The sequence below is a fragment of the Anaerolineales bacterium genome (assembly GCA_019637805.1).
In the GTDB taxonomy this organism is placed as follows: domain Bacteria; phylum Chloroflexota; class Anaerolineae; order Anaerolineales; family UBA11579; genus JAMCZK01.
Genome location: JAHBVB010000001.1, coordinates 90804 through 112040 on the forward strand (window position 1 = coordinate 90804; position 21237 = coordinate 112040).

At 62.2% G+C, this 21237-nt stretch carries 24 protein-coding genes and 1 tRNA gene; 13 read left to right on the top strand and 12 right to left on the bottom strand.

The features are described from left to right. Nucleotides 1-68 precede the first annotated feature (68 nt). Nucleotides 69-983 carry a DMT family transporter gene (locus tag KF885_00390; GenBank protein ID MBX3047612.1) on the top strand — a complete coding sequence of 305 codons (915 nt, stop codon included), beginning with the start codon at nt 69-71 and terminating at the stop codon, nt 981-983. Between the two features lie 141 nt (nt 984-1124). Here KF885_00390 and KF885_00395 read toward each other — a convergent pair whose 3' ends face one another. The 4 genes from KF885_00395 to malQ all read right to left on the bottom strand — a co-directional run bounded on the left by KF885_00395 (nt 1125) and on the right by malQ (nt 4774). Next, nucleotides 1125-1673 carry a hypothetical protein gene (locus tag KF885_00395; protein ID MBX3047613.1) on the bottom strand — a complete coding sequence of 183 codons (549 nt, stop codon included), beginning with the start codon at nt 1671-1673 and terminating at the stop codon, nt 1125-1127. 169 nt (nt 1674-1842) lie between these two features. Beyond that, entirely contained in the window at nt 1843-2133 is a 291-nt protein-coding gene (locus tag KF885_00400; GenBank protein ID MBX3047614.1) for a GIY-YIG nuclease family protein, read from the bottom strand. A 144-nt stretch (nt 2134-2277) separates the two neighbouring features. Beyond that, nucleotides 2278-3255, bottom strand: coding sequence for a hypothetical protein (locus KF885_00405; GenBank protein MBX3047615.1), 978 nt, complete (start codon nt 3253-3255; stop codon nt 2278-2280). Between the two features lie 25 nt (nt 3256-3280). Next, nucleotides 3281-4774, bottom strand: a complete 1494-nt coding sequence (malQ, locus tag KF885_00410) for a 4-alpha-glucanotransferase (protein ID MBX3047616.1) — start codon at nt 4772-4774, stop codon at nt 3281-3283. 66 nt (nt 4775-4840) lie between these two features. Between malQ and KF885_00415 the strand changes: the two genes are divergently transcribed. The 7 genes from KF885_00415 (at nt 4841) to KF885_00445 (ending at nt 10978) form a co-directional block, all read left to right on the top strand. Continuing rightward, nucleotides 4841-6166 (top strand): hypothetical protein, encoded by a 1326-nt coding sequence (locus KF885_00415; GenBank protein ID MBX3047617.1) that lies wholly within the window; start codon nt 4841-4843, stop codon nt 6164-6166. A gap of 17 nt (nt 6167-6183) precedes the next feature. Next, complete coding sequence (locus tag KF885_00420) at nt 6184-7155, top strand: aldo/keto reductase (protein ID MBX3047618.1); 972 nt, start codon at nt 6184-6186, stop codon at nt 7153-7155. A 25-nt stretch (nt 7156-7180) separates the two neighbouring features. Next, the gene (locus tag KF885_00425; protein ID MBX3047619.1) at nt 7181-8365 is read left to right on the top strand and encodes a M24 family metallopeptidase; all 1185 of its coding nucleotides are present in this window, start codon (nt 7181-7183) and stop codon (nt 8363-8365) included. A 3-nt stretch (nt 8366-8368) separates the two neighbouring features. After that, a complete protein-coding gene (locus tag KF885_00430; GenBank protein MBX3047620.1) occupies nt 8369-8839 on the top strand; it encodes a methylglyoxal synthase in 471 nt (156 codons plus the stop codon). Next, nucleotides 8832-9824: a P1 family peptidase gene (locus tag KF885_00435; GenBank protein ID MBX3047621.1), complete on the top strand. Its 993-nt coding sequence runs from the start codon at nt 8832-8834 to the stop codon at nt 9822-9824. Before KF885_00430 ends, KF885_00435 begins: the two co-directional genes overlap by 8 nt. Nucleotides 9825-9898: 74 nt before the next feature. After that, nucleotides 9899-10222 carry a DUF4870 domain-containing protein gene (locus tag KF885_00440; GenBank protein ID MBX3047622.1) on the top strand — a complete coding sequence of 108 codons (324 nt, stop codon included), beginning with the start codon at nt 9899-9901 and terminating at the stop codon, nt 10220-10222. Nucleotides 10223-10357: 135 nt separating this feature from the next. Beyond that, nucleotides 10358-10978, top strand: coding sequence for a hypothetical protein (locus tag KF885_00445; protein ID MBX3047623.1), 621 nt, complete (start codon nt 10358-10360; stop codon nt 10976-10978). 72 nt (nt 10979-11050) lie between these two features. On the opposite strand, the gene KF885_00450 is transcribed toward KF885_00445, so the two are convergent. Then, nucleotides 11051-11422 (bottom strand): hypothetical protein, encoded by a 372-nt coding sequence (locus tag KF885_00450; protein ID MBX3047624.1) that lies wholly within the window; start codon nt 11420-11422, stop codon nt 11051-11053. Between the two features lie 53 nt (nt 11423-11475). Here KF885_00450 and KF885_00455 point away from each other — a divergent pair, with 53 nt between their 5' ends. After that, the gene (locus KF885_00455) at nt 11476-12072 is read left to right on the top strand and encodes a hypothetical protein (GenBank protein MBX3047625.1); all 597 of its coding nucleotides are present in this window, start codon (nt 11476-11478) and stop codon (nt 12070-12072) included. After that, a complete protein-coding gene (locus KF885_00460) occupies nt 12069-13325 on the top strand; it encodes a YcaQ family DNA glycosylase (protein ID MBX3047626.1) in 1257 nt (418 codons plus the stop codon). Before KF885_00455 ends, KF885_00460 begins: the two co-directional genes overlap by 4 nt. Here KF885_00460 and KF885_00465 read toward each other — a convergent pair. Together KF885_00465 and KF885_00470 are read right to left on the bottom strand one after the other, a co-directional pair. Continuing rightward, nucleotides 13310-14662 (bottom strand): hypothetical protein, encoded by a 1353-nt coding sequence (locus tag KF885_00465; protein ID MBX3047627.1) that lies wholly within the window; start codon nt 14660-14662, stop codon nt 13310-13312. The two genes, KF885_00460 and KF885_00465, sit on opposite strands and share 16 nt — an antisense overlap. Before the next feature lie 3 nt (nt 14663-14665). Continuing rightward, entirely contained in the window at nt 14666-15019 is a 354-nt protein-coding gene (locus KF885_00470; GenBank protein ID MBX3047628.1) for a 4a-hydroxytetrahydrobiopterin dehydratase, read from the bottom strand. 166 nt (nt 15020-15185) lie between these two features. Between KF885_00470 and KF885_00475 the strand changes: the two genes are divergently transcribed. Further along, on the top strand, nt 15186-15818 hold the full coding sequence (locus KF885_00475; protein ID MBX3047629.1) for a queuosine precursor transporter: 633 nt from the start codon (nt 15186-15188) through the stop codon (nt 15816-15818). Between the two features lie 262 nt (nt 15819-16080). Here the strand turns inward: KF885_00475 and aspS are convergent, their stop codons facing one another. Beyond that, the gene (gene aspS, locus KF885_00480) at nt 16081-17853 is read right to left on the bottom strand and encodes an aspartate--tRNA ligase (GenBank protein ID MBX3047630.1); all 1773 of its coding nucleotides are present in this window, start codon (nt 17851-17853) and stop codon (nt 16081-16083) included. Between the two features lie 226 nt (nt 17854-18079). Between aspS and KF885_00485 the strand changes: the two genes are divergently transcribed. After that, a complete protein-coding gene (locus KF885_00485; GenBank protein MBX3047631.1) occupies nt 18080-18406 on the top strand; it encodes a hypothetical protein in 327 nt (108 codons plus the stop codon). A gap of 31 nt (nt 18407-18437) precedes the next feature. Here the strand turns inward: KF885_00485 and KF885_00490 are convergent. The 3 genes from KF885_00490 to KF885_00500 all read right to left on the bottom strand — a co-directional run bounded on the left by KF885_00490 (nt 18438) and on the right by KF885_00500 (nt 19722). Further along, nucleotides 18438-18521, bottom strand: a tRNA-Leu gene (locus KF885_00490). A 29-nt stretch (nt 18522-18550) separates the two neighbouring features. Further along, on the bottom strand, nt 18551-19072 hold the full coding sequence (locus KF885_00495) for a hypothetical protein (GenBank protein ID MBX3047632.1): 522 nt from the start codon (nt 19070-19072) through the stop codon (nt 18551-18553). 14 nt (nt 19073-19086) lie between these two features. Beyond that, nucleotides 19087-19722 carry a PHP domain-containing protein gene (locus KF885_00500; GenBank protein MBX3047633.1) on the bottom strand — a complete coding sequence of 212 codons (636 nt, stop codon included), beginning with the start codon at nt 19720-19722 and terminating at the stop codon, nt 19087-19089. A gap of 57 nt (nt 19723-19779) precedes the next feature. Between KF885_00500 and KF885_00505 the strand changes: the two genes are divergently transcribed. Then, complete coding sequence (locus tag KF885_00505; GenBank protein MBX3047634.1) at nt 19780-20277, top strand: DinB family protein; 498 nt, start codon at nt 19780-19782, stop codon at nt 20275-20277. Between the two features lie 64 nt (nt 20278-20341). On the opposite strand, the gene KF885_00510 is transcribed toward KF885_00505, so the two are convergent. Further along, nucleotides 20342-21160, bottom strand: a complete 819-nt coding sequence (locus tag KF885_00510) for a hypothetical protein (protein MBX3047635.1) — start codon at nt 21158-21160, stop codon at nt 20342-20344. Nucleotides 21161-21237: the final 77 nt, after the last annotated feature.

Below are 21237 nucleotides of genomic sequence, written 5' to 3' on the forward strand. Positions count from 1 at the left end.
TGCGTTACAATACGAACGAACTCTTTCATTGTAATTAGCCCCTTACCCCTTGTCAAGAAAACCACAATTTGAGCGCTATTTCGCCCCCTAGCACCAAACTTCCGCCGCATTTGGTGCTCTTTGTGGGCATCCTGGCGGTCTCGTCCTCGGCGCTGCTGATCCGCTATGCCCAGCGTGAGGCGCCGTCGCTGGTGATCGCGGCCTTTCGCATGGGCTTTTCAGCCCTGATCCTGCTGCCGCTGACCCTGCCGCGTCATGCGCCTGAGCTGCGCCGGCTGACCCGGTTCGAGCTGGGCCTGGCCGCCCTGGGCGGCGGCTTGCTGGCGCTGCACTTCGCCAGCTGGATCCTCTCGCTGGAGTACACCAGCGTGGCCAGTTCCGTGGTGCTGGTGACCACCAATCCGCTATGGGTGGCCCTGCTGGCCCCGCTCTTCCTCAAAGAGCGCCTGACCCCAGCGGTGCTGCTTGGCATGCTGGTGGCCCTGAGCGGCGGCTTGTTGGTTGGGCTGAGCAGCAGCGGCAATCTGGCGGCCGGCAGCCAGCCCTTGCTGGGTAACTTTTTGGCGCTGGTAGGCGCCTGGACCGGGGCGGGGTATATCCTGATCGGCCGGCGGCTGCGCCCCGTGCTGCCGCTGACGCCGTACATCTTTCTGGTGTACGGCATGGCGGCGCTGGTGCTGGCGGCCATGCTGGCCTTCTCCGGGCTGCCGGTGAGCGGTTTTTCCAGCGAGATCTACCTCTACATGCTGCTACTGGCCCTGCTGCCGCAGCTCTTGGGCCATTCCAGTTTCAACTGGGCGCTGGCGCACCTGCCGGCTTCCTTCGTATCGATTGCGCTGCTGGGCGAACCTGTAGGCGCCATCATTCTGGCGTTCTTTTTGCTGGGGGAGACGCCCGGGCTGTTGGAATTGTTGGGCGGCGCATTGATCCTGGCCGGCATTTTCATCGCCACCGTGCAGCCCAGCGCCAAAAAGGGTGGCTGAGTATAATTAATCCGGTTGTGCTGTACCCTTAGGAAGGAGTGCTATGTTAATTCGCTGCAAACACTGTTACACCCCATTCACCCTCAGCCAGGAAGGCGCAGTTGCCGCCTTGGCGGAAGTACAGGCCAACAATTACAAGTATTACAACGCCCACTGCCCCCGCTGTGGGCGCCCGAACTCCGTGGCCATGGCCCAGCTGATGCGGGAAGTGCCCGCTGAGACCCGGCAGGCGGCCGCAGCCCCTGCGGCCAAACCGGCCGCCGGCGCCAAGCCCGCCGCCGCAACCGCTGCGCGCCAGGCCGCCAGCAAGCCCAAGCCGTCCAAAGCTGAGGTGGAGAAGGCCATGAAGGCCGCCGCCGAAAAGGCCACCACGAAGAAAGCTGCCGCAAAGCCCGCGGCCGCAAAGCCCACGGCCGCAAAACCCGCGGCGGCGAAACCCGCAACCGCAAAACCCGCAGCCAGCAAACCGGCAGCCAGCAAACCGGCGGTGAAGGCAACCAAGGCACCCGCCAAGACGGCGGCGAAGCCCGCAGCCAAAGCAACCACCAAGGCCAAGGCTACTGCCAAAGCCCCGGCAAAGACGGCCGCCAAACCGGCCAGCAAGGCCAAAACTCCGGCCAAGGCCGCGGCGGCCAAGAAGACCGCGGCCAAACCAGCCGCCAAGAAGCCTGCGGCAAAGACGGCGGCCAAGAAAAAGTAAGCTACAAAAAACGACCCCGAACGGGGTCGTTTTACTTTTCGGAAGTTATGAACGATCCGAGAACAGCCTATACACTCCTTGTCATTCCGAGTGAGGGCCGCAGGCCCGACGAGGAATTCCTGATAAAGCTATAAACAGCTCGAGCTTGCGGGTAGGCAATCAATCCATAAACCAAGCTTCGCTCAAGTCTTCCCATTTAGGGTTAGCCGAAACGATTAACTTGCGCTTTTTCTCCCTGCGCCAACTCTTGATTTGCTTCTCGCGCAGAATGGCATCTTCCACGTAGGCAAATTCTTCGTAATACACCAGCCTGTATGTTTTTTCGCGGCGCGAGAATCCGGGCAATACTCCGCGTTTATGTTCCTCAACCCGGCGAAAAATGTCATTGGTCACGCCAACATAAGTGATGCCTGCTTTGTTGGACATGATGTACACGAAGAATGTACGCATCACGAGAAAGATTATAGGACTGGCAGTGCTTTATCCCCTAAGCTGTCTGTAGAACAATCCCAGCAGGAATTCCTCCTCGGGCCTAAAGGCCCTCGTTCGGAATGACAACAGGTAGGTAAGACGGCATAAAATGCAGGTCAATCCCTAATCACTGCCTGGCCCTGAATACCAATCCAGCACGCGCAGGGCGCGCAGCGTGTTCCAGCGACTGGGTTGGCCCTCACTCTCGCCCAAGTCCACCGGCATTGTGCCGGGATATTGGTTCTCCAGCAGCCAGCGACCTTCGGCGTCACGCTTGGACTCGACGAGTTCAATCGCCTCCGCCAGGCGTTCATCGGGCGCGATGCCAGCTTTGCGCAAGTACTCCAACCCGCGCAGCACGTCGTAGTGCCACCAGTTGGGGAAGGAGAAGCGCGCCCAATCGGGGTCGATCACCTCGCCGCTGCTCTTGCGGCGAAACAGGCCGCGCTCCAGCAGGTATTCTTGTCCGCGCAGGCGGGCCGCGGTCACCTCTGGGCTGGCGCCATGGACCAGTTCGTATTCCAGCAAAGCTTCCAGCACACAGATGGTGGTATTGAATGAAGAGCGCGTGGAGCCGTTCTCTGCTTCGCAGTTCCAGCCGCCGTCGGCCAGCTGCTCTTTGAGCAGGCGTTCGAGGATGCGCCCAATATCCTGGCCGAAGTAGGCGGCGCTGGCGGCCACCTGGCCGTTAATGCACGGCTCCACTTCGCCGGCAAAATAGGGGTTGCCCACAAAGTCCCAGCCATTCCAGTTGCCGTCCCAATCCCAGCCGCGCCAGTGGACGCGCTCGCGCACTTGCTCCAGCGCATGCTGTGCCTGTTCGCTGGCCGGGTCGAGGCCCATGGCGTGCAGCAGGGTCAGCACATGCATGGTGGAATTCCAGCCCTGGTTCCAGGCCTCGCCGGCCCAAGCCCCGTCCTCACCTTGCAGGGCCAACAGCTGCGCGCCGAAGCCCTCGCCGGCTACCCGGGCGCGCTCGGCAGCCACCTGCTCTGCCGGCGCACCGACCAGGTCTTGCATCACCTGCCAACGCAGCGAGGGGTCGGAATCCAGCAGCCATTCGAGAACGGTGCTGCTGGGCTTTGTGGGTTTGAGCGTCATTGGATGCCTCCGTCTCAGATGAGCATCAGCCAACCGCCCTCTCGCCCTCGGCGTTCAGCGCGGCAATGCGGGCGGCCAGGTCTGCGGTCAGCAGGTCGCCGTCCAGCCGCCAGGCCCAGTTGCCCAACGAGGTACCGGGAAGGTTGAAGCGGGCTTCAGTGCCAAATTCCAGAAAATCCTGAATGGGGGCCACTGTCAAAGCAGCGGGGGAGGCCCACAGACTGTGCAGCATATCCCAGGCAACATGGATGCCGTTGCTGTTGAGGTATTCCAGGCAAAACCTGCGTTCGCTCTCCGGCGCCTTGGCAAACCAGCCTACCACCGTGTCATTGTCGTGGGTACCTGTATAGGCGACGCAGTTGACCGGGTAGTTGTGCGGCAGGAAGATGTGGTCCATGTCGGTGTCAAAAGCGAACTGGAAGACGCGCATCCCAGGTAAATGGAAACGATCGCGCAAGCTGGTGACGATCGGCTCGCCTTCGCCCCCCAGGTCTTCCGCGATCAAGGGCAGATTGCCCAGCCGTTCGCGCACGGTCTCAAAGAAATCGGCTCCCGGCCCGAACTCCCAGGTCCCATGCACGGCTGTGGGTTCATCGGCCGGGATGGCGTAATAGTTGGCAAAGCCGCGGAAGTGGTCCAAGCGCAGCACGTCCACCAAGCTTAATACCGCTTGCAGGCGGGCCAGCCACCAGGCATAGCCCTGCTGTTTGTGTGTCTCCCAGCGGTAGAGCGGGTTACCCCAGCGCTGGCCGGTCTCTGAAAACATGTCTGGCGGCACCCCGGCCACGCGCAGCGGCTTGCCGGCTTCATCGATCTCGAAGAGTTCACGCGCCGCCCACACATCCGCACTGTCTTCGGAGACATAAATCGGCAAATCGCCAATGATGCCGATGCCCAGTTCGCCAGCGCGGGCGCGCAGTGCGCTCCACTGGCGGAAGAAGAGGAACTGCTCAAAGGCGTAGAACGAAATTGTGGCGGCATGGATCTGGCGGGCCTCCGCCAGGGCTTCAGGCCGGCGGTCTCGCACCCCAGCCGGCCAGGCAGACCAGGGCAACTCAGCCTCCTGGTCTTTGAGCGCCATGAACAAGGTGTAGTTATCCAACCAGCCAGACTGTTCCTGACGGAAGGCATCAAAATCCGCTTGCAGCTGCGCGTGGTCCTTCAAACGCAAGTAGGCAACCTGGAACAAACTGCGCTTCCAGTAATGCACCAACTGGTAATTGACCCGCTCGCCGGAGAAACTGGGCGCACTTTGCCAATGGGCCTCATCCAGCAGGCCATCTTGCACCAGCAGTTCTGGGCTGATCAGGTCGGGGTTACCGGCAAAAGAAGAATAGGACGCATAAGGCGAATCGCCGTAACCGGTAGGCCCCAGCGGCAGCACCTGCCACCAACGCGTGCGCGTGGCAGCCACAAAGTCCAGCCAGGCCTGCGCGCCGGGGCCAAGGTCGCCAATGCCAAAACGGCCCGGCAAGGCGGACACGGGCAGCAAGATGCCGGATTCACGAGTGAACAACATGAAGCCTGATTCTACCGTGCGTTTGCTGGCGATACCCGCCGAATGGTAGACTGGATGCCAACCACTATGCAAGCCACCCCAATCCCCTCCCCCGACCTTTCACAAAAACGTATTTTTGCCCTCTGGCTGCCACTGGCGGCCAGCTGGCTGTTAATGGCCGTAGAGATGCCGTACATCAGCGCTGCATTGGCGCGCATGAACGAAGCGGAGCGCATGATCGCCGCCTTCGGCCTGGCCGCCTCGCTGAGCATCACCATCGAAAGCCCGGTGATCTCGTTGCTGGCCACGGCGACCGCTCTGGCGCGCAGCTACCAGAATTACCTGATGCTGCGGCGTTTCACCTGGCACCTCATGATCCTGACCACGCTGCTGCAAGCGCTGCTGGCCTGGACGCCTTTGTTTGATGTGATCGTCAAAGGCTGGCTAAATGCACCGCCCAGCTTGCACCAACCGGTGCAGCTGGGCCTGCAACTGATGCTGCCCTGGAGCGCAGCGATCGCCTGGCGGCGCTTCCGCCAGGGCATTCTGATCCGCTACGGCCACAGCAACCTGGTGGGCCGCGGCAGCATCCTGCGCTTGCTCAGTTCAGCCGGTTCGGCCACCCTGTTGGCCGTGCTGACCCCGCTGCCGGGCATCGCCGTAGGCGCCCTGGCCCTGAGCATTGGCGTCGTGCTGGAAGCGCTGTACTCCCATTGGCTCAGCGCCCCGATTGTGCGCGAACGGCTGGCGCCGGGCGCCAACCCGCGCCAGGCAGAATTAGGCTACAAAGAGCTGCTGAACTTCCACTGGCCGCTGGCGGCCAGCAACCTGCTGTATCTGTTCACCCAGCCGATCATTGCCGCGGCCCTGGCGCGCAGCCCGCACCCGGAGCTGAGCCTGGCGGCCTGGCCGGTGACCAGCGGCCTGCTGTTCATTAGCCGGGCGCCGGAAATGGCGCTGCCCGAGGTGACGATCGCCCTCAGTGATGAGGAACATCACCAGGCAGCCATGCGCCGCTTTGGCTGGCTGGTCGGCGTGGGCTGCTCTGTGTTCCTGTTCACGCTGAGCTTCACCCCGCTGGCCGAGATCTATTTCCACCAGCTGATCGGCGTCTCCAGCGAACTGGCGGCCATGGCCCGGCTGGGCGTGCAGGTGGCCTTGCTGATGCCGCTGGCGATGGCCTCTGTGGTCGTCTCGCGCGGGCTGCTGACCGCGCAGCGCCGCACGCAGCCTCAGGCGATCGCCATGGCGGTGGAGCTGGCCGCCCTGGCCGGCGTGCAGTTGGCCGGCGTGTGGCTGGGACTGCCCGGCGTGCCAGTCGCCGCCGCCGGCTTGACCATCGCTTTGTTGATCGAAGCCTTTATGCTGAACCGCGTGTTGCGCCGCACGCAGCCCAAGCAAGCGGGTTTATGATTGCCTAAGGAGTAACCATGCAATACACACAATTGGGACGTAGCGGTTTGGAAGTCAGCCGTCTGTGCCTGGGCACCATGAATTTTGGTCCGCACACCAAACAGAAGGACAGTTTTGCTGTAATGGACCAGGCGCTGGAGGTCGGCATCAATTTCTTTGATACCGCCAATGTGTACGGATGGAAGATGGGCGAAGGCATTACCGAAAAGATCATTGGCGAATGGTTCGCCCAAGGCGGCGGGCGGCGCGAAAAGACGGTGATTGCCTCCAAGGTGTTTGGGCGCATGGGCGAATGGCCCAACCAACGCCGTCTTTCGGCCCTGCACATCCGGGAAGCCTGCGAAGCCAGCCTAAAGCGCCTACAGACCGACCATATCGACCTGTATCAAATGCACCACATCGACCGCACTACGCCCTGGGAGGAGATCTGGCAGGCGATGGAAGTGCTGGTGCAGCAAGGCAAGGTGATCTACGTAGGCAGCAGCAACTTCGCCGGCTGGCATATTGCCCAGGCGCAGGAGACGGCCGCTGCCCGCCACTTCCTGGGCTTGGTGAGCGAGCAGAGTCTCTACAATTTGATGGAGCGCAGCATCGAACTGGAGGTCATCCCGGCCAGCCAGCACTACGGCCTGGGGATCATCCCCTGGAGCCCGCTGAACCGGGGCACCCTGGGCGGCGCGCTGCAAAAGGCCAAGGCCGGCCGCCGCGCGGCGGACGACGTGGAAAAGATCGTGGCGCAGCACCGGCCACAGCTGGAAGCCTACGAGGCTTTCTGCGCCCAACGCGGCGAGTCTCCGGCGGATGTGGCCCTGGCCTGGCTGCTGCACCAGCCGGGAGTGACCGCGCCGATCATCGGCCCGCGCACGGCCGAGCAGTTCAAGGGCAATTTGCACGCGCTGGAGATCACGCTGGACGAGGAAGCCCTGAAAGCCCTGGACCAGATCTGGCCCGGCCCGGGCGGTGCAGCCCCGGAGGCCTACGCCTGGTAGGCTTGTAACCACACAGAGGTTGAGTATGACGAACTTGATTCAGGAAAAGGTGCAGCAGGCGGTGGCTGTGCTGCAGGAGCAAAACATTGACCTGTGGATCACCTTCGTGCGCGAGACACGCGCCGGCGGCGACCCGATGCTGCCGCTGCTGTTTGGCACTGACCTGACCTGGCCAAGCGCCCTGCTGATCAGCAAGAACGGCGAGCGCATTGCCATCGTCGGCCATTACGAAGCCGACACAGCCCAGAATACCCAAGCCTTCAGCCAAGTGATCGACTATCACACCTCCGTGCGTGAGGTGTTGAGGGACAGCGTGGCACGGCTGGACCCACAGACCATTGCGGTCAACACCTCCAGGAACGACACCTTTGCGGATGGCCTGACCCACGGCATGTACCAGCTGCTGCGCGAATACCTGGGGGAGCCCTATGCTGAACGGCTGACCAGCGCCGAAGCGATCGTGTCGGCGGTGCGCGGCCGCAAGACCGCCGAGGAACTGCGCCGGATCAGGAAAGCCGTGCGCAGCGCCGAGGAGATCTACGCCGAAACCTTCGATTTTGTGCAGGTGGGCCAGACCGAGCGTGAAATTGCCGCCTATATGCAGGGCCAGACCCAGGCGCGCGGCCTTGAGTTGGCCTGGGAGGCGCTGGCCTGCCCGGCGGTCAATTCCGGGCCAGACAGCCCGGTGGGCCACGCCGCGCCGACGGATATCCGCGTCGAACCCGGCCACATTCTGCACTTTGACTTTGGCGTGATGGAAGAGGAGTACTGTTCCGACATTCAGCGGGTGATGTACCTGCTACGGCCCGGCGAAAGCCAGGCGCCCGAGCCGGTGCAGCGCGGCTTCGAAACGATCATGAAGTCCGTGCAAGCGGCGATGAAGGCCATCAAGCCCGGCGCGCTGGGCCACCAGGTGGACGCCGCCGCCCGCCAAGCCGTGACGGACGCCGGCTACCCCGAATACATGTACGGCACCGGCCACCATATGGGTCGCAGCGTGCACGACGGGGCAGGCATGCTGGGCCCGCTGTGGGAGAAGTATGGCGAGATGCCCAACGTCCCGTTGGAGGTTGGGCATGTGTACACGATCGAACCAGGTCTGGCGGTGGAAGGCTACGGCTACATCGGCATCGAAGAAGACATCGTGGTAACGCAGACCGGCGCCGAGTTCCTCAGCACCCCGCAAACCGAGTTGATCCTGAAGAGATAAGCCATGCCAATCGAAAGCCTGCCCACGAAAAAGCGCATCGCCCTGGTGGCTCACGACGGCTGCAAGGAAGACCTGGTGGAATGGGCGACCCACAACCGCGAAGAACTTGCCAAACACAAGCTGTATGGCACCGGCGGCACCGGCACGCTGATCGCTGCGGAGACCGGCCTGAAAGTGCGCCGCTTCCTGAGCGGCCCACTGGGCGGCGACCAGCAGATCGGGGCGGCGATCGCCACCAACGATATTGACATCCTGATCTTCTTTTGGGACCCGCTGCAGCCGCAGCCGCACGACCCCGACGTGAAGGCCCTGCTGCGCCTGGCCGTGCTGCACAACATCCCGACGGCCTCCAACCGGGCCACGGCAGACTTTTTGATCACCTCCGACCTGATGCGTGCCGAATACGAGCGCAGGATTCCGGATTTCCTGCGCCGCCTGCAGGAAGAACGCGAGGAGCTGGAAGACGATGACTGAGAACCACACCCTAACCTCGATCGACGGCATCCGCGTCGGTCACGCCCAAGACGATGCCGCGGTGACCGGCTGCACAGTGGTGCTGTGCGAAAAGGGCGCCGTAGCGGGCGTGGACCAGCGCGGCGGCGGGCCTGGCACGCGGGAAACCGACGCGCTGCGCCCAATGCACCTGGTGGACAAGGCCCACGCCATTATGCTGGCGGGCGGCTCCGCCTTTGGCCTGGACGCCGCCAGCGGCGCGATGCGCTATCTAGAGGAGAAGAAGGCCGGCTTCAACGTGGGCGTGGCGCGCGTGCCGATCGTGCCGGCGGCGATCTTGTTCGACCTGGGCATCGGCTCCGCCAAGCGCCGGCCGGACGCCGAGATGGGCTACCAGGCCTGCCTGAACGCCAGCCGTGAGCCGGTGGCGGAAGGCAGCCTGGGGGCCGGCACCGGCTGCACAGTGGGCAAGATCTTGGGCATCGGCCAGGCGGTCAAAGGCGGCATCGGCTCCGCCGCCATGGATATTGGCGGCGGCGTGAGGGTCGCCGCGCTGATAGCGGTCAACCCCTTTGGCGATGTGGTCGATCCGCATACGGGCGAGATCGTGGCCGGGGCGCGCAGCCTGCGCAAAGGGCCGATCAAGATCGGCAAGGGCCGCTTCGCCGACACGCTGGAGGTGATGAAAAGCCAGGTGGGCCGCACCGTGTTTGGCGCGGCACAGCGCGAAAACACGATCATCGGCGTGGTGGCGACCAACGCCCAGCTGGACAAGAGCGGCGCCAACAAAATGGCGGCCATGGCCATGAACGGCTTGGCGCGCAGCACGCGGCCGGCCAACACCATGCTGGACGGCGACACGCTCTTCACCCTGGCAACTGGCCGGCGCAAAGCCGATGTGAACATCGTGGGGGCCTTCGCCGCCGAAGTGGTGGCGCAGGCGGTCATACGGGCCGTGCAAACGGCTTGGGGCCTGGGCGGCGTACCCGCCTTACAAGACCTGTAGCAACTTGAAAGCCTATCTCGTTTTATAATAAGGCGTCTCGCCAAATTATCGCTTTGTAGATAGGAGATCTCATTATGGCTTCAAACACCGTAAGCAGTGACGACAAGTTATGGGCCGCGCTGGCCTATGTCTTCACTCCCGTAGTCCCCATCATCATCCTGCTGTTGGAGGACAAGAAGAACCGCCCCTTCATCAAAGAACACAACATGCAAGCCCTGGTTTGGGCAGTGGCGCTTTTCGTCATCCTGTTTGTGCTGGGCATCGTGACCTTCGGGCTGATTTCCTGCCTGGCTCCGTTGGCCTGGATCCCGCAGCTCTACTGGGCTTACAAAGCCTTCCAGGGCGAATCGGTCAACATCCCTGTGGTGACTGACTTCGTCAAGAAGCAGGGCTGGTAAACCAAGCCTCATAAAAAGACCTGCCAGTGGCAGGTCTTTTTTTGTGGAAAACAATCCTTTGTAACAGTAGCATTTGGAAAAGCATTTCGTTTATAGTAAGGATATTAATCCACATTTCATAAAAGGAGATTTCATATGTTGATGGATCGTATCATTGGAGCGTTTACTTTCCGGAAGGGCGTGTACGCTGAGGTTGAGAAGGATACCTCCTTCACCACCACCGCCTGGGCGATCGTGGCGGTGACTGCCCTGGTCAACCAGATCAGCAGTTTCTTTGCTGCGCAGTCCGCCAGCGCGGCCGCAGCAGACTTCCTGGCTGAGACGGACCTCGGCGCGCTGGACATGACGGTTTCGCCGTTCAATATCATCTCCGGCACGCTGGTTGCCGTGGTGGCCTTTGCCGTGGGTTGCTTCGTGGTGGCCTGGGTCGGCAAGACCATGTTCAAAGCCGACGTGACCTTTGAAGAGGTCGTGCGCACCATGGGTCTGGCCAATGTGTGGGGTCTGGTAGGCCTGCTGGGCATTCTGTTCAGCTTTGTGCCGCTGCTGCTGTGCGCCATCTCCCCGCTGCTGTTCGCTGCGTCGATCCTGAGCATCGCCGCCTCCGCCGTGGCGGTGAAGGAAGCGCTGGACCTGGAATGGGGCCAGACCATCGTGACCATCATCGTCGCCTGGGTGGCCATCTTCATCATCAACTTCGTGGTGGGTGGCCTCTTGGGTGTCGGCAGCGCGGTACTGTCCGGTTTGGGTCTGTAAACCAAGCTCTTTTGCAAAAACAACAATAAAAAAGCGGCACGCTAGCGTGCCGCTTTTTTATTGTCCGGTATTTTAGCCAACCTCAGCCAGCGTTTCTCTCAGCGCCTTGCCGAGCTGGGCGCGCACGGCGACTTTGTCCATGCCGGCCGCGCGGGCCTCTTTCAAGCTGGCCGGGTTGTCGTGGCGGCCAAAAGCCATCCAGGGGATGTCGCCCGTGGCCGGGTGGCCTTTGGCCGCCGGCAGCCACTCCTGCCAGGGTAGCGTGCAGGTCAGGTCGAGCACCACCAAGGCGGTCGGTGCGGCAGCCAGAGCTTCCACAAAAGCCTCGGCGCTTAAAGGGCCTTCTACCCAGTCGAAGCCGAAACCAGCCGCCTGGGCTGCATCGCCGATCTGGGGCATGAAGAAGAGATCTGTGCCGAGAGCGAGTATCCGTTTGGTTTCCATGTGATCCTTATGGCTGTTGAAGTAGAGGGCCACTATAATACCGTTCTGGAACGATGAGAACGATCGTATTTGTAGGCGACTCGATCACTGAGGGCGCCGCAGACCATGAAATAGGCGGATGGAGCCGCCGGCTGGCAGCCAAGCTGCCGGCCAGCTGGCGGGCCGTGCATGCCGGCGTGGGCGGCGACACGATCACCCTGATCCTGGAGCGGCTGGAACGCGATGTATTGGCGCACCAGCCGCAGGTCATCGTGCTGGCGGTGGGCATCAACGACAGCCGCACCTGGTCCGGCGTGCCTGAAGTCACGCAGCAAGCCTTTGCCGGCGGGCTGCAGCGTTTTGCCGCCTGCGTGCGGGCGGCGCTGCCCGAGACGCGCGTGCTGGTGGTGGGCCTGACACCGCTGGACGAAAGCCGCACCATGCCGATTGCCGAAGACTTGTATTATGCCGAGGCGGCGGGGCGCGACTATGACGCTGTTCTGCAGCGCAGCGCCGCAGAACACGGTTGGGGTTATGTGCCGCTGCAGCCGCGCTTCGAGCAGGCCGGCGGCGCCGCGGCGCTGACCAGCGACGGCCTGCACCCCACCCCAGACGGGCACGCGCTGATCGCCGCGGCAGTTGCCGAGGCCCTGGAGCCGTGGCTGCCATGAACGTTCCGGCGCTGACCATTAACAAGGCCCAGGCGCGTCGCTTTCTGCTTGGCTATCAGGGTTTGTTGCCTGCGCGCAAATTGACCGGGAAGCAAGCCGTCTTCCGGGCCGTTCGCCAACTCAACAGCATCCAATACGACCCGATCAATGTGGTTGGCCCCAACCCGCACCTGGTGCTGCAGGCCCGCATCCGCAATTACAAGCGGGACATGCTGGAAACCGCCTTGTACCAGGAACGCAGCCTGGTAGAGGGTTTCGACAAGGTCATGTGCATTTATCCCAGCGAGGACTGGCCGTATTTTCATCTGTATCGCCGCACGATGGGGAGCCGATATGCGGGCAACCCCGGCTACGCCGAGGCGGCTAAGCTGATCGAAGGCGTGCGTAAGGAATTGGAAACCCGCGGGCCGCTGTCTTCGCTTGAAATGGAAGAGGACAGCCGGGTCTTTGGCGGCTGGGGCACGCACATGCGCGCCGCACGCGTGGCCCTGGACATGCTGTTCTTTGGCGGCGACGTGGTGGTGCACCGGCGGGTGGGCAGCCGGCGCTACTTTGAGCTGAGTGAACGCGCCCTGGGCGAGCTGCACAGCCAGCCGGACCCCCACCCCAGCCCGGAAGCCTACCTGGACTGGCATGTGCTGCGCCGCATCGGCAGCCTGGGGCTGGCCCGCGGATCCGGCACGGACCACTGGCTTTCCATGCTCAAGGCGCCTGGCGGGCGCCCAGCAGCCTTGAAACGCTTGCTGGCCGCCGGTGCGATCCGAAAGGTGCAGATCAGCGAGTGGCCCGAGCAGGCCTTCTATATTCGAAGCCAGGACCTGGCGGCCTTGCACAAAGCCGAAGCGGCGGCGGGCGGCCAGCCGGCGGCCGCCTTCATTGCCCCACTGGACAATGCGATTTGGGACCGCACCCTGCTGGAAAAAGTCTTTGACTTTTATTACCGCTGGGAAGTGTATGTGCCCGCCCCAAAGAGACAATACGCCTACTATGTCTTGCCAGTCCTGTTCGGGGAAAATTTTGCGGCCCGCCTGGACCCGGCCTTTGAGCGCAGCAGCAAGACCTTCGTCATTCAGAACTGGTGGTGGGAAGCCGGAGTAGACAAAAGAGACCCTGCTCTGGTTGTGGCGTTAGGCGAGTGCATTCAAGAGTTCGCCAAGTACCTGGGAGCCGAGAGCGTGCGCTTGGGGGATCCGATCCGAAAGGACGCGGTGCTGCGCAGCGCGTTAGAGGCGGCTGGCTATTCTGGCGGATAGACGGGCTGCATTTCCCCCAGCACTTCACCCACCTGCCATAACCGCAACCCCTGTGCCTGGCCTTGGCCGAACTGGCTGAGCCCATCCAATATCGCATACCCCCGCAACTCTCGTAAGCTGCGCTGGACGCGCACGGCAGTCAGGCTGTCCAGCCCCTGCTCCAGCATGACCTGTTCGAGCACATGCTGGGTGAGATCCAGCGCGCCGGCGGCGTGCAAGGCACCCCAATCGAGGAATTCCGTTTCGGCGGCCCATGCCTGCAAGTCCGCTTGCTGGGACTGGTTCCACCAGTCCCAGGCGGAAGTGAGATAGAGGCCCTGCGCCCGAGCGGGGTCTGCCAGATATTCGTACAGCTGCAAATTATAGGCCGCAGCCGGGGCGACCAGCACAAAGCGATCGCGCACGCCCAGGTCATGCAGCGCGTTGAGCAGAGCGGCCAAGCCAAAACCACGCGCATTGGTGTAGATCACATTGGCATGCGCCTCGCGGGCGGCGAAGACAAAGTCAAATACATTGGCGAAGGGGTCGGCGTCCAGCTCGGCTTGCAGCACCAGATTGAGGTGGGGTTCAACCAGCACCGGCAGCGCCGTGCCATCGCCGGTGGGCGCCGGCGTGGGCAGGGGCGCCGGGCTGAGGGCCAGTTCACCGGCCACATCCGCTGGCCAGGTGAGTAGGGCCAGGCGCAGCTCCGGGCCGGCGCCCTGGGGGCGCAGGCTGGGCCACTGGGCCAACAAGGCCTGCAGCGCAAAGTCCAACTGAGTTTGCGGGTCCGGCTCCAGAGGGAAAAGCGTATCGCCGCCGAAGGCCCCCGGACCCAGCGCCGGCAGGCCGGCTTCGGCCAGGCCATCTGCCAGGGCGGCTTCGCTGGCCGGGTCGCAGATCAAGGCCAGCACGGCTTGCGGATGGCGGTCGAGTAAAAGGCCCAATTCAGCCCCGGTCTGTTCAGGAGGGCCATCCGCATTGCCGCGCACCAGAACCAGTTCAGCCCCCAAGAGGCCGCCAGCGGCATTGAGTGCCGCGCTGCGCTCCTCCAGCGCCCGTGACCAGCCACTGTAGGCCAGGCCAAAGGGTTCACCCCGCGGGCAGAAGTGCAAGACGGTCACCTGCCGGCCGCTGTAGTCGGGGAGCGGCGTGGGTGTGGGACCGCCCGGAGTGAGACTAGGGCTTGGGCTGGCCGTGGGCGGAGGCAGGCTGCCAATGGCCGGGAACCCCGGCAAAGTGGGCAAACCGACAGTGGGCAGACTGACCACCGGCGTGGGCAGCGTCTGCGAGCTCAGCGGAGTACAGGCCGCCAGACACAAGGCGGCTAGCAGGGCGAAAGAACGCAGACGCAGCACCAGCTAACCCAAATTGAGGTAGAGTGCATCCGTCTTGGCGGCCATGACGAAATCGTTGTTATGCAAGCCTTTGATCTTGTGCGTCCACCAGGTGACGGTGACCTTACCCCACTCCGTGCGCAGCACGGGGTGATGGCCCTGCTCCTCGGCCAGTTCGCCGACTTGCTGGGTGAAGGTTAGTGCGCTGGCGAAGTCCTTGAACTTGAAGGCGCGGCGCAAACGCAGAATGTCCTTTTCGTCTACCAGGTTCCAATCGGGCACCTGGGTGTGCATCTCCTGCGCCTGCTGGGGGTTGAGCGAGGACTCATCCCCGCGGCAAGGCACACAGGTCTGTTGGGTAAGCAGTGAGTTGGTCATAAACAGGGCAACGTTGGGGCGATTATAATGTGACGCACAAGCAAATAGTTGCCGGTCGCAGCGCACCCGGCTGATCAAAACTGCACCTTTGCTCGATCGCTGGTTGAGCCAGCGATCGAGCAAGTCAGCGCTGTCACAGGCGCTTTTTTGTTGGCTGGAGCATGTGATGACCAAAGAGACTCAAAACAGCTTATCGACCTTGGCGATCATCGTGATCGCCAGTTACATCGCCGCTCAAATGCTGGCGGATGTGGCCAGCATCAAGATCGGCCTGCTGGGCAGCCTGGCGGTCGACATGGGCACCTTCATTTACCCGATCACCTTCACCCTGCGTGACCTGGTACACAAGGTGCTGGGTCGCCAGGCCGCCCGCACCCTGGTGCTGGCGGCCGGCGGCATTAACCTGCTGATGGCCGCCTACCTGATGTGGGCGGCAGCCTTCCCCAGCGACCCAGTCTGGGGCCTGGGCGTCGAATTCAGTGCCCTGCTGGGGCCAGTGTGGCGCATCGTACTGGCCTCAATTGCAGCGGAAGTGGTCAGTGAGCTGGTGGATACCGAGATCTATCACTGGTTCGTGACCAGAATTACGCAGCGCTACCAATGGGCGCGGGTGCTACTGAGCAACAGCGTCAGCGTGCCGGTGGACAACCTGATCTTCTCGATCGGTGCGTTTGGCTGGGCGCTGCCCTGGCCCACAGTGTGGAGCATCTTCCTGGTCAACTTGCTGGTCAAGTACGGCATCACCCTGCTCAGTCTGCCGCTGATCTACCTGGCGCCCGACAAACAAGCTGGACAATAAAACCCCGCTGCACGTGCAACGGGGTTTTGAACCGGATGGTGCAAGTGGGGTCCTCTCCGTGAGGGTCCGCAGTTGCCTGGGATGGTTCGTCACGGAAGCCGGCCCCCGTGTGGTTCGTGTTGGTTCCAAACGTAGAAGGTCACACGTACAGCAGGGCAATTCCTTTATAGCATACTGAGATTAAAAACAACCCACGCGCGGATTAAAACAAAGAGCCTGCATGAAGATCATGCAGGCTCTTGTTCGGTTCGCAGTGTCGCGGTTACTTGGCCGCCACCACCTTGATGTGCAGGTCTTTGAGCTGCTGCTCGTCGGCAGGTGTCGGCGCGTCGGCCATTACATCCCGGGCGGCCTGGTTCTTGGGGAAGGCGATCACCTCGCGGATGCTCTGCTCGTCGGCGAAGAGCATCACCAGGCGATCCAGGCCGGAGGCGATGCCGCCGTGCGGCGGCGCGCCGTATTCGAAAGCGTCCAGCATGTGGCCGAAGCGCTCCTGGGCCACTTCGGGCGTCAGGCCGATCAGCTTGAAGATGCGCGACTGCAGCTCGCGCTCGTGGATACGGATGGAACCGCCGCAGACTTCGATGTTGTTGAGCACCATGTCGTATTGCGCCCCGCGCATATTGGCCGGGTCGCTTTCGACCATGTGAATGTCTTCCGGCATCGGTGAAGTGAAGGGGTGTTGGCTGGCTTCCCAGCGGCTCTCCTCTTCGTCCCAGAAGGCGAAGGGGAAATCGATCACCCAGCAGAAAGCCAGCAGGTCGGGGTCCAGCAGGTTGAGCTTTTCGGCCAGGTGCACGCGCAGGCGGCCCAGGGCGGTGAAGACCACCTCCGGCTTGTCCGCCACGAAGAGCAGCAGGTCGCCCGGTTGCGCATCCAGCTGGGTCTTGAGCTCGGCCAGCTTCTCCGGGGCGAGGAACTTGCTGAACGAGGAGCGTTCTTCGCCTTCGGGCGTGATCGCCAAGTAGGCCAGGCCTTTGGCGCCGAAGTCCTTGACATAATCTGTAAGGGCGTCGATCTCCTTGCGGCTGTAGCCGCCCAGGCCGCGGGCATTGATGGCGCGCACGTGCCCGTCGGAAGCCAGGGCATCTTCGAAGACTTTGAAGCCGGAGCCGGCCGCCCAGCCGCTGAGGTCCTGCAGTTCCATGCCAAAGCGCATATCCGGGTTGTCTTTGCCAAAGCGTTGCATGGCCTCCTTGTAGCTGAGGCGCGGCCAGGGCGTGGCCAGCAAGCGTTTGTGCGGCAGCAGTTCCTGCACCATAGCGGTGTACATGGTCTCCATCAGGTTCATCACGTCATCGCGCTCAACGAAAGACATCTCAATGTCGAGCTGGGTGAACTCCGCCTGGCGATCGCCGCGCAGGTCCTCGTCACGGAAGCAGCGGGCGATCTGGAAGTAACGCTCATACCCGGCGACCATCAGCAGCTGCTTGAGCTGCTGTGGGGATTGCGGCAGGGCGTAAAATTCGCCAGGGTGCACACGCGAAGGCACCAGGTAATCACGGGCGCCTTCCGGCGTGGTCTTGAACAGGATCGGCGTCTCAATTTCGAGAAAGCCTTCCTTGTCGAGATAGTCACGGATGAACTTGATCACGCGGTGGCGCAATTCCAGGTTGGCCTGCATGCGCGGGCGGCGCAGATCCAGATAGCGGTATTTGAGGCGCGTGTTCTCGTCGACCTCTTCTTCTTTATTGATCAAAAAGGGCGGGGTCTTGGACGGGTTGAGGATCTTGACCTCGCTGACCGCCACTTCGATTTCGCCGGTGCTCATCTCCGGGTTGGTCATGCCCTCCGGGCGGGGGCGCACCACGCCGGTAACCTGCAGCACCCATTCGCTGCGCACAGGCTCAAAAGCCGTGTGGGCTTCAGGCGCCGCCTCCGGGTCCGAGACGGTCTGCACCAGGCCAAAACGGTCACGCAAGTCAATAAAGGTCAGACCGCCGTGGTCGCGGCGGCGGTGCACCCAGCCGGCCAGGGTCACGGTCTGGCCGGCGTTGGCGGCGGTCAACTCTCCGCAGGTGTGTGTCTTATACATAAGTTCTCCTTAGTGTGCAGCGGCCCAGAAAAACAAAACGCCCGGCGGGTGCCGGGCGAGAGGAGACTTGGTTGGGTTTAGTGCCCAAGCAAGGTCAATCCCGCCCGGAAAAGGGCGTTATTGTCCTCGTTATTGTTGTTCAGCAGGCTTGCATGCATTTTGGCATTATAGCATAGCTACCATGTCAGTTTATACTCCTGTGCATTCTATGTTTGCAGGAGCGGGCATGTCAAATAAATGGAGCAAGGCGATATTGGGTTTGGTGCAGGTAGCCGATATTGCCGTGCATGTCGCTACAGAGCAGGTGGAGCCGCTGCGCATCGCGGCCAGCCTCATCATCCTGGGCTGGTTGGCTGCCCGCAGCCGCGGCCAGGCGCAAACCCGCGCCAGCCAGCTGACTGTGATTGGCGCCTATCTCGCTCTGAACCTGGCCTTCCTGGCGCAGGCCGGTCTGACCAATCCGGATCAAGGCGGCCAGCTGCGCGTGCTGCTTTTGGTATTCGTCTTGGTGACGCTGGGGCTGGCGGAATGGTTGCAGCGCCAACAAAAATAGCGAGCTGAGCTCGCTATTCTCTCTTTGAAGGTAGCGCGGGTGGGAATCGAACCCACAAGAGGTTGCCCTCGGAGGATTTTAAGTCCCCTGCGTCTGCCAGTTCCGCCACCGCGCCTTGGGCGTAATTCTATCGCAAGTACCGCCCTACTCTTCCATGGCCACATCCAGGGTTTCTGGGTCGTAGCGCACCGGGATGATCGTGCCGGGCTGCAGAGCACTAAGACGTGAGAAGGACAGCAAGCGTTCCGTCTCAGAAGTAAAAGGAGTTTCGCCCTGCGGCCGCACCTCCAGACCAAAACGCACCACAGGGGCGTCGTTGATATAAGTGCCCGTATTCTCGACAGAAAGGATCTCGGCAGTGGCGGCTCTGCCGGTTTGCAGAATGCGTTTATTGAGGCGGCTGCTCAAGAACGGAGTGCCAAAGATCAACAGCATGCTGACGATGGACATAGTGAACGTGAGTGTCATGGAAACCGTGGCCAGAATGGATAAACCAGAGCCGCGCCCCATCAGCAAACCGGGGAGGAGCTGGTCCACCCAGCGGGCAAAATCGGCGCCCCAGCCGCCTTCTTCGCCGATGATGCCCACAAAGATGCAGGTGAAGGGGATCCACATCAGCGCGAACATCCAGACGCCCAATTTTTGCAAGATCTTGATGCGCTGCACATCAACCTCCGTCTCTATCCGAACCAGGCCGCCCAGCGGCTGGCCAGGCGCACCAGCGGGCCGCTGGGGCTGCCGTGCAGTTCAGCTTGCGCCACAGCCCGGCGCAGGCTTTCGCCGTCGTGGAAGTGCGGCAGGCGCATCGTAGCGCGTCCCACTTCCAGCAGGGTGTGCGCATCGGAGCCGGCGGTGCCGGGCAGCCCGTGGCGGGCGGCCAGTTGGGCGGCAGCCTGGTTGTAAGCCGGGCGCAAATTGCGGGCATTGAAGGTCTCGAAAGCGTCCACCAGCTCGGCCAGTTCCTCCAGCTCCTCGCCGGACCACAGGCCGCGGCGCGGGTCACAAGGGTGAGAGACGCTGATGAAAGCGCCCTGCTGGCGCAGTTGGGCGATGGCTTGGCGGTAGGGAGTGCGTTTGGGCACCAGCTCGGTGACATAGGCGGCCAGCAGTTCCCCTTTGTCGGTGAGCACCTCTTCGCCGACAATCACCAGGTCCGGGTCAAGCTGTTGAGCTTCCAAGGCGCCGCTGATGCTGTTGTGATCAGTGATGATCACGCGGTCCAAGCCGCGCCGGCGGCAGGCAGCCACCAGGTCGGCGGGCTTGACCTGGCTGTCCTTCGAGGCATGCGTATGACAGTGGGTTTCGATGGTGAGCATAGTGATCAGTGAATTCTAACGCCTCCAGATGGTTATACTAAAGTCAGGAGTAAAACCATGAACGCAGACGCATTTCGATATTTATACAATTACCACTTCGCAGAAAACCGCAAAATATGGAATTACGTTATGGCCCTGAGCCAGGAAGACTTCACCAAACCTGTCGAGTACTCCATCGGCTCGGTGCGTGATCAGGTGGTGCACCTGGCTGATGTGGACGACGTCTGGTTCAGTGACTTGCGCGGGCAGGACGGCCCGACCGAGTGGCTGGAGCCGATGAGCTCTGCCGACCGCCAACAGATCCGCGCCGGCTGGGACCTAATAGAAGCCGGCATGCGCCAGTATCTGGAGACCCTGCAAGACGACATGCTCTCCGACAAACCGCTGTCCGGGGAAGATGCCGACCTGACGGTTTGGCAGGTGCTGCTGCATGTCATCAATCACGGCACGGACCACCGCGCCCAACTCCTGCGCTTGTTGAATGATCTGGGGCAAAGGACCGGCCCGCAAGACTTGGTATTCCATATTTACGAGCACCCTTACTCGGCAGACTGATGAGACCCCTGCCCGCCAGCTTCAAGCGCGCACCAGAAGTGAACCAAGGGAAGGCCCCGCGGGTCTAAGGGGTCGGGGTCAGGGTACCGGCCGGTGGGGTCGGTGTGCCTGCTGGACCGCTGACTTCGAATTCACCAACCACTTTGGGCTGATCGCCCACAAAGATCTGCACCTGGTAGATGCCCGGCAGCCATTCCTGGCTGGGAGCCAGCCATTCCGTGTAGCCAAAACCACCGGTGCCGCCATCCCAGGGCATCGTCTCGAAATGCACCAGCTGACCCTGCCGGTACCAGAGCGCAGACCATTGCGAGTCCGGCAGCATGCCGTCATAGCTGAACGTGGCGTAGATGCCCTCGACCGGGCTCTCAAACAGCGTGCCCGGCTCGATGGCGGTGTAGGTCCGGAAGTTGAGATCACGGCTGAAGGTCAGCGGGCTGAAGACGGCCGCCGGGTTGGGTGTCACCACTGAGGTGAACTGGCTGCGCACTTCATCGGGCAGCTGGGGCGGCAGCGTAGGCGAAGGCGTATAGGTGAACTGCAGCGTAGGGGTCTCTGAAGGCGTCAACGTGAGCGTGGGAGACAAGCTGGGAGTGGGTGACAAGGTCGGCGTACTGGTTTGGCTGGATGTGGGCGTGACCGGGAAAACGCTGTAGACCACCGGGCGGCCAAACCAATGCAGCAAGGCTGCCAAGGCGAAAAGCACCAGGCCCCAGAAAACGGTGGCCCAGCCCTGCAGCAAGCGTTGCTGGCGCAGGCGATGGTAGGGCAATTCCCCCGCCTGCTGCATACGTGCCCGCCCAGTCCACAGCGTATACAACCCAAAGAAAACCAACACGGCCGTGCTGGTCAACAGAAAACTTTCCAAGTCCAGTGAAATGGTCATGCCAGCGGATTATAGCTGTTGGCGAGACAATAACCAGCGGGCCAGACGGCCGCCGCTCCGGCTTTAAGGCGGTACTC

What these genes read in the sequence shown, in the direction of transcription:
- KF885_00400 (MBX3047614.1), bottom strand. Translation starts at nt 2,133, where the DNA reads ATGCGTACATTCTTCGTGTACATCATGTCCAACAAAGCAGGCATCACT.
- KF885_00405 (MBX3047615.1), bottom strand. Translation starts at nt 3,255, where the DNA reads ATGACGCTCAAACCCACAAAGCCCAGCAGCACCGTTCTCGAATGGCTG.
- malQ (MBX3047616.1), bottom strand. Translation starts at nt 4,774, where the DNA reads ATGTTGTTCACTCGTGAATCCGGCATCTTGCTGCCCGTGTCCGCCTTG.
- KF885_00415 (MBX3047617.1), top strand. Translation starts at nt 4,841, where the DNA reads ATGCAAGCCACCCCAATCCCCTCCCCCGACCTTTCACAAAAACGTATT.
- KF885_00420 (MBX3047618.1), top strand. Translation starts at nt 6,184, where the DNA reads ATGCAATACACACAATTGGGACGTAGCGGTTTGGAAGTCAGCCGTCTG.
- KF885_00425 (MBX3047619.1), top strand. Translation starts at nt 7,181, where the DNA reads ATGACGAACTTGATTCAGGAAAAGGTGCAGCAGGCGGTGGCTGTGCTG.
- KF885_00430 (MBX3047620.1), top strand. Translation starts at nt 8,369, where the DNA reads ATGCCAATCGAAAGCCTGCCCACGAAAAAGCGCATCGCCCTGGTGGCT.
- KF885_00435 (MBX3047621.1), top strand. Translation starts at nt 8,832, where the DNA reads ATGACTGAGAACCACACCCTAACCTCGATCGACGGCATCCGCGTCGGT.
- KF885_00440 (MBX3047622.1), top strand. Translation starts at nt 9,899, where the DNA reads ATGGCTTCAAACACCGTAAGCAGTGACGACAAGTTATGGGCCGCGCTG.
- KF885_00445 (MBX3047623.1), top strand. Translation starts at nt 10,358, where the DNA reads ATGTTGATGGATCGTATCATTGGAGCGTTTACTTTCCGGAAGGGCGTG.
- KF885_00450 (MBX3047624.1), bottom strand. Translation starts at nt 11,422, where the DNA reads ATGGAAACCAAACGGATACTCGCTCTCGGCACAGATCTCTTCTTCATG.
- KF885_00455 (MBX3047625.1), top strand. Translation starts at nt 11,476, where the DNA reads ATGAGAACGATCGTATTTGTAGGCGACTCGATCACTGAGGGCGCCGCA.
- KF885_00460 (MBX3047626.1), top strand. Translation starts at nt 12,069, where the DNA reads ATGAACGTTCCGGCGCTGACCATTAACAAGGCCCAGGCGCGTCGCTTT.
- KF885_00470 (MBX3047628.1), bottom strand. Translation starts at nt 15,019, where the DNA reads ATGACCAACTCACTGCTTACCCAACAGACCTGTGTGCCTTGCCGCGGG.
- KF885_00475 (MBX3047629.1), top strand. Translation starts at nt 15,186, where the DNA reads ATGACCAAAGAGACTCAAAACAGCTTATCGACCTTGGCGATCATCGTG.
- aspS (MBX3047630.1), bottom strand. Translation starts at nt 17,853, where the DNA reads ATGTATAAGACACACACCTGCGGAGAGTTGACCGCCGCCAACGCCGGC.
- KF885_00485 (MBX3047631.1), top strand. Translation starts at nt 18,080, where the DNA reads ATGTCAAATAAATGGAGCAAGGCGATATTGGGTTTGGTGCAGGTAGCC.
- KF885_00500 (MBX3047633.1), bottom strand. Translation starts at nt 19,722, where the DNA reads ATGCTCACCATCGAAACCCACTGTCATACGCATGCCTCGAAGGACAGC.
- KF885_00505 (MBX3047634.1), top strand. Translation starts at nt 19,780, where the DNA reads ATGAACGCAGACGCATTTCGATATTTATACAATTACCACTTCGCAGAA.
- KF885_00510 (MBX3047635.1), bottom strand. Translation starts at nt 21,160, where the DNA reads ATGACCATTTCACTGGACTTGGAAAGTTTTCTGTTGACCAGCACGGCC.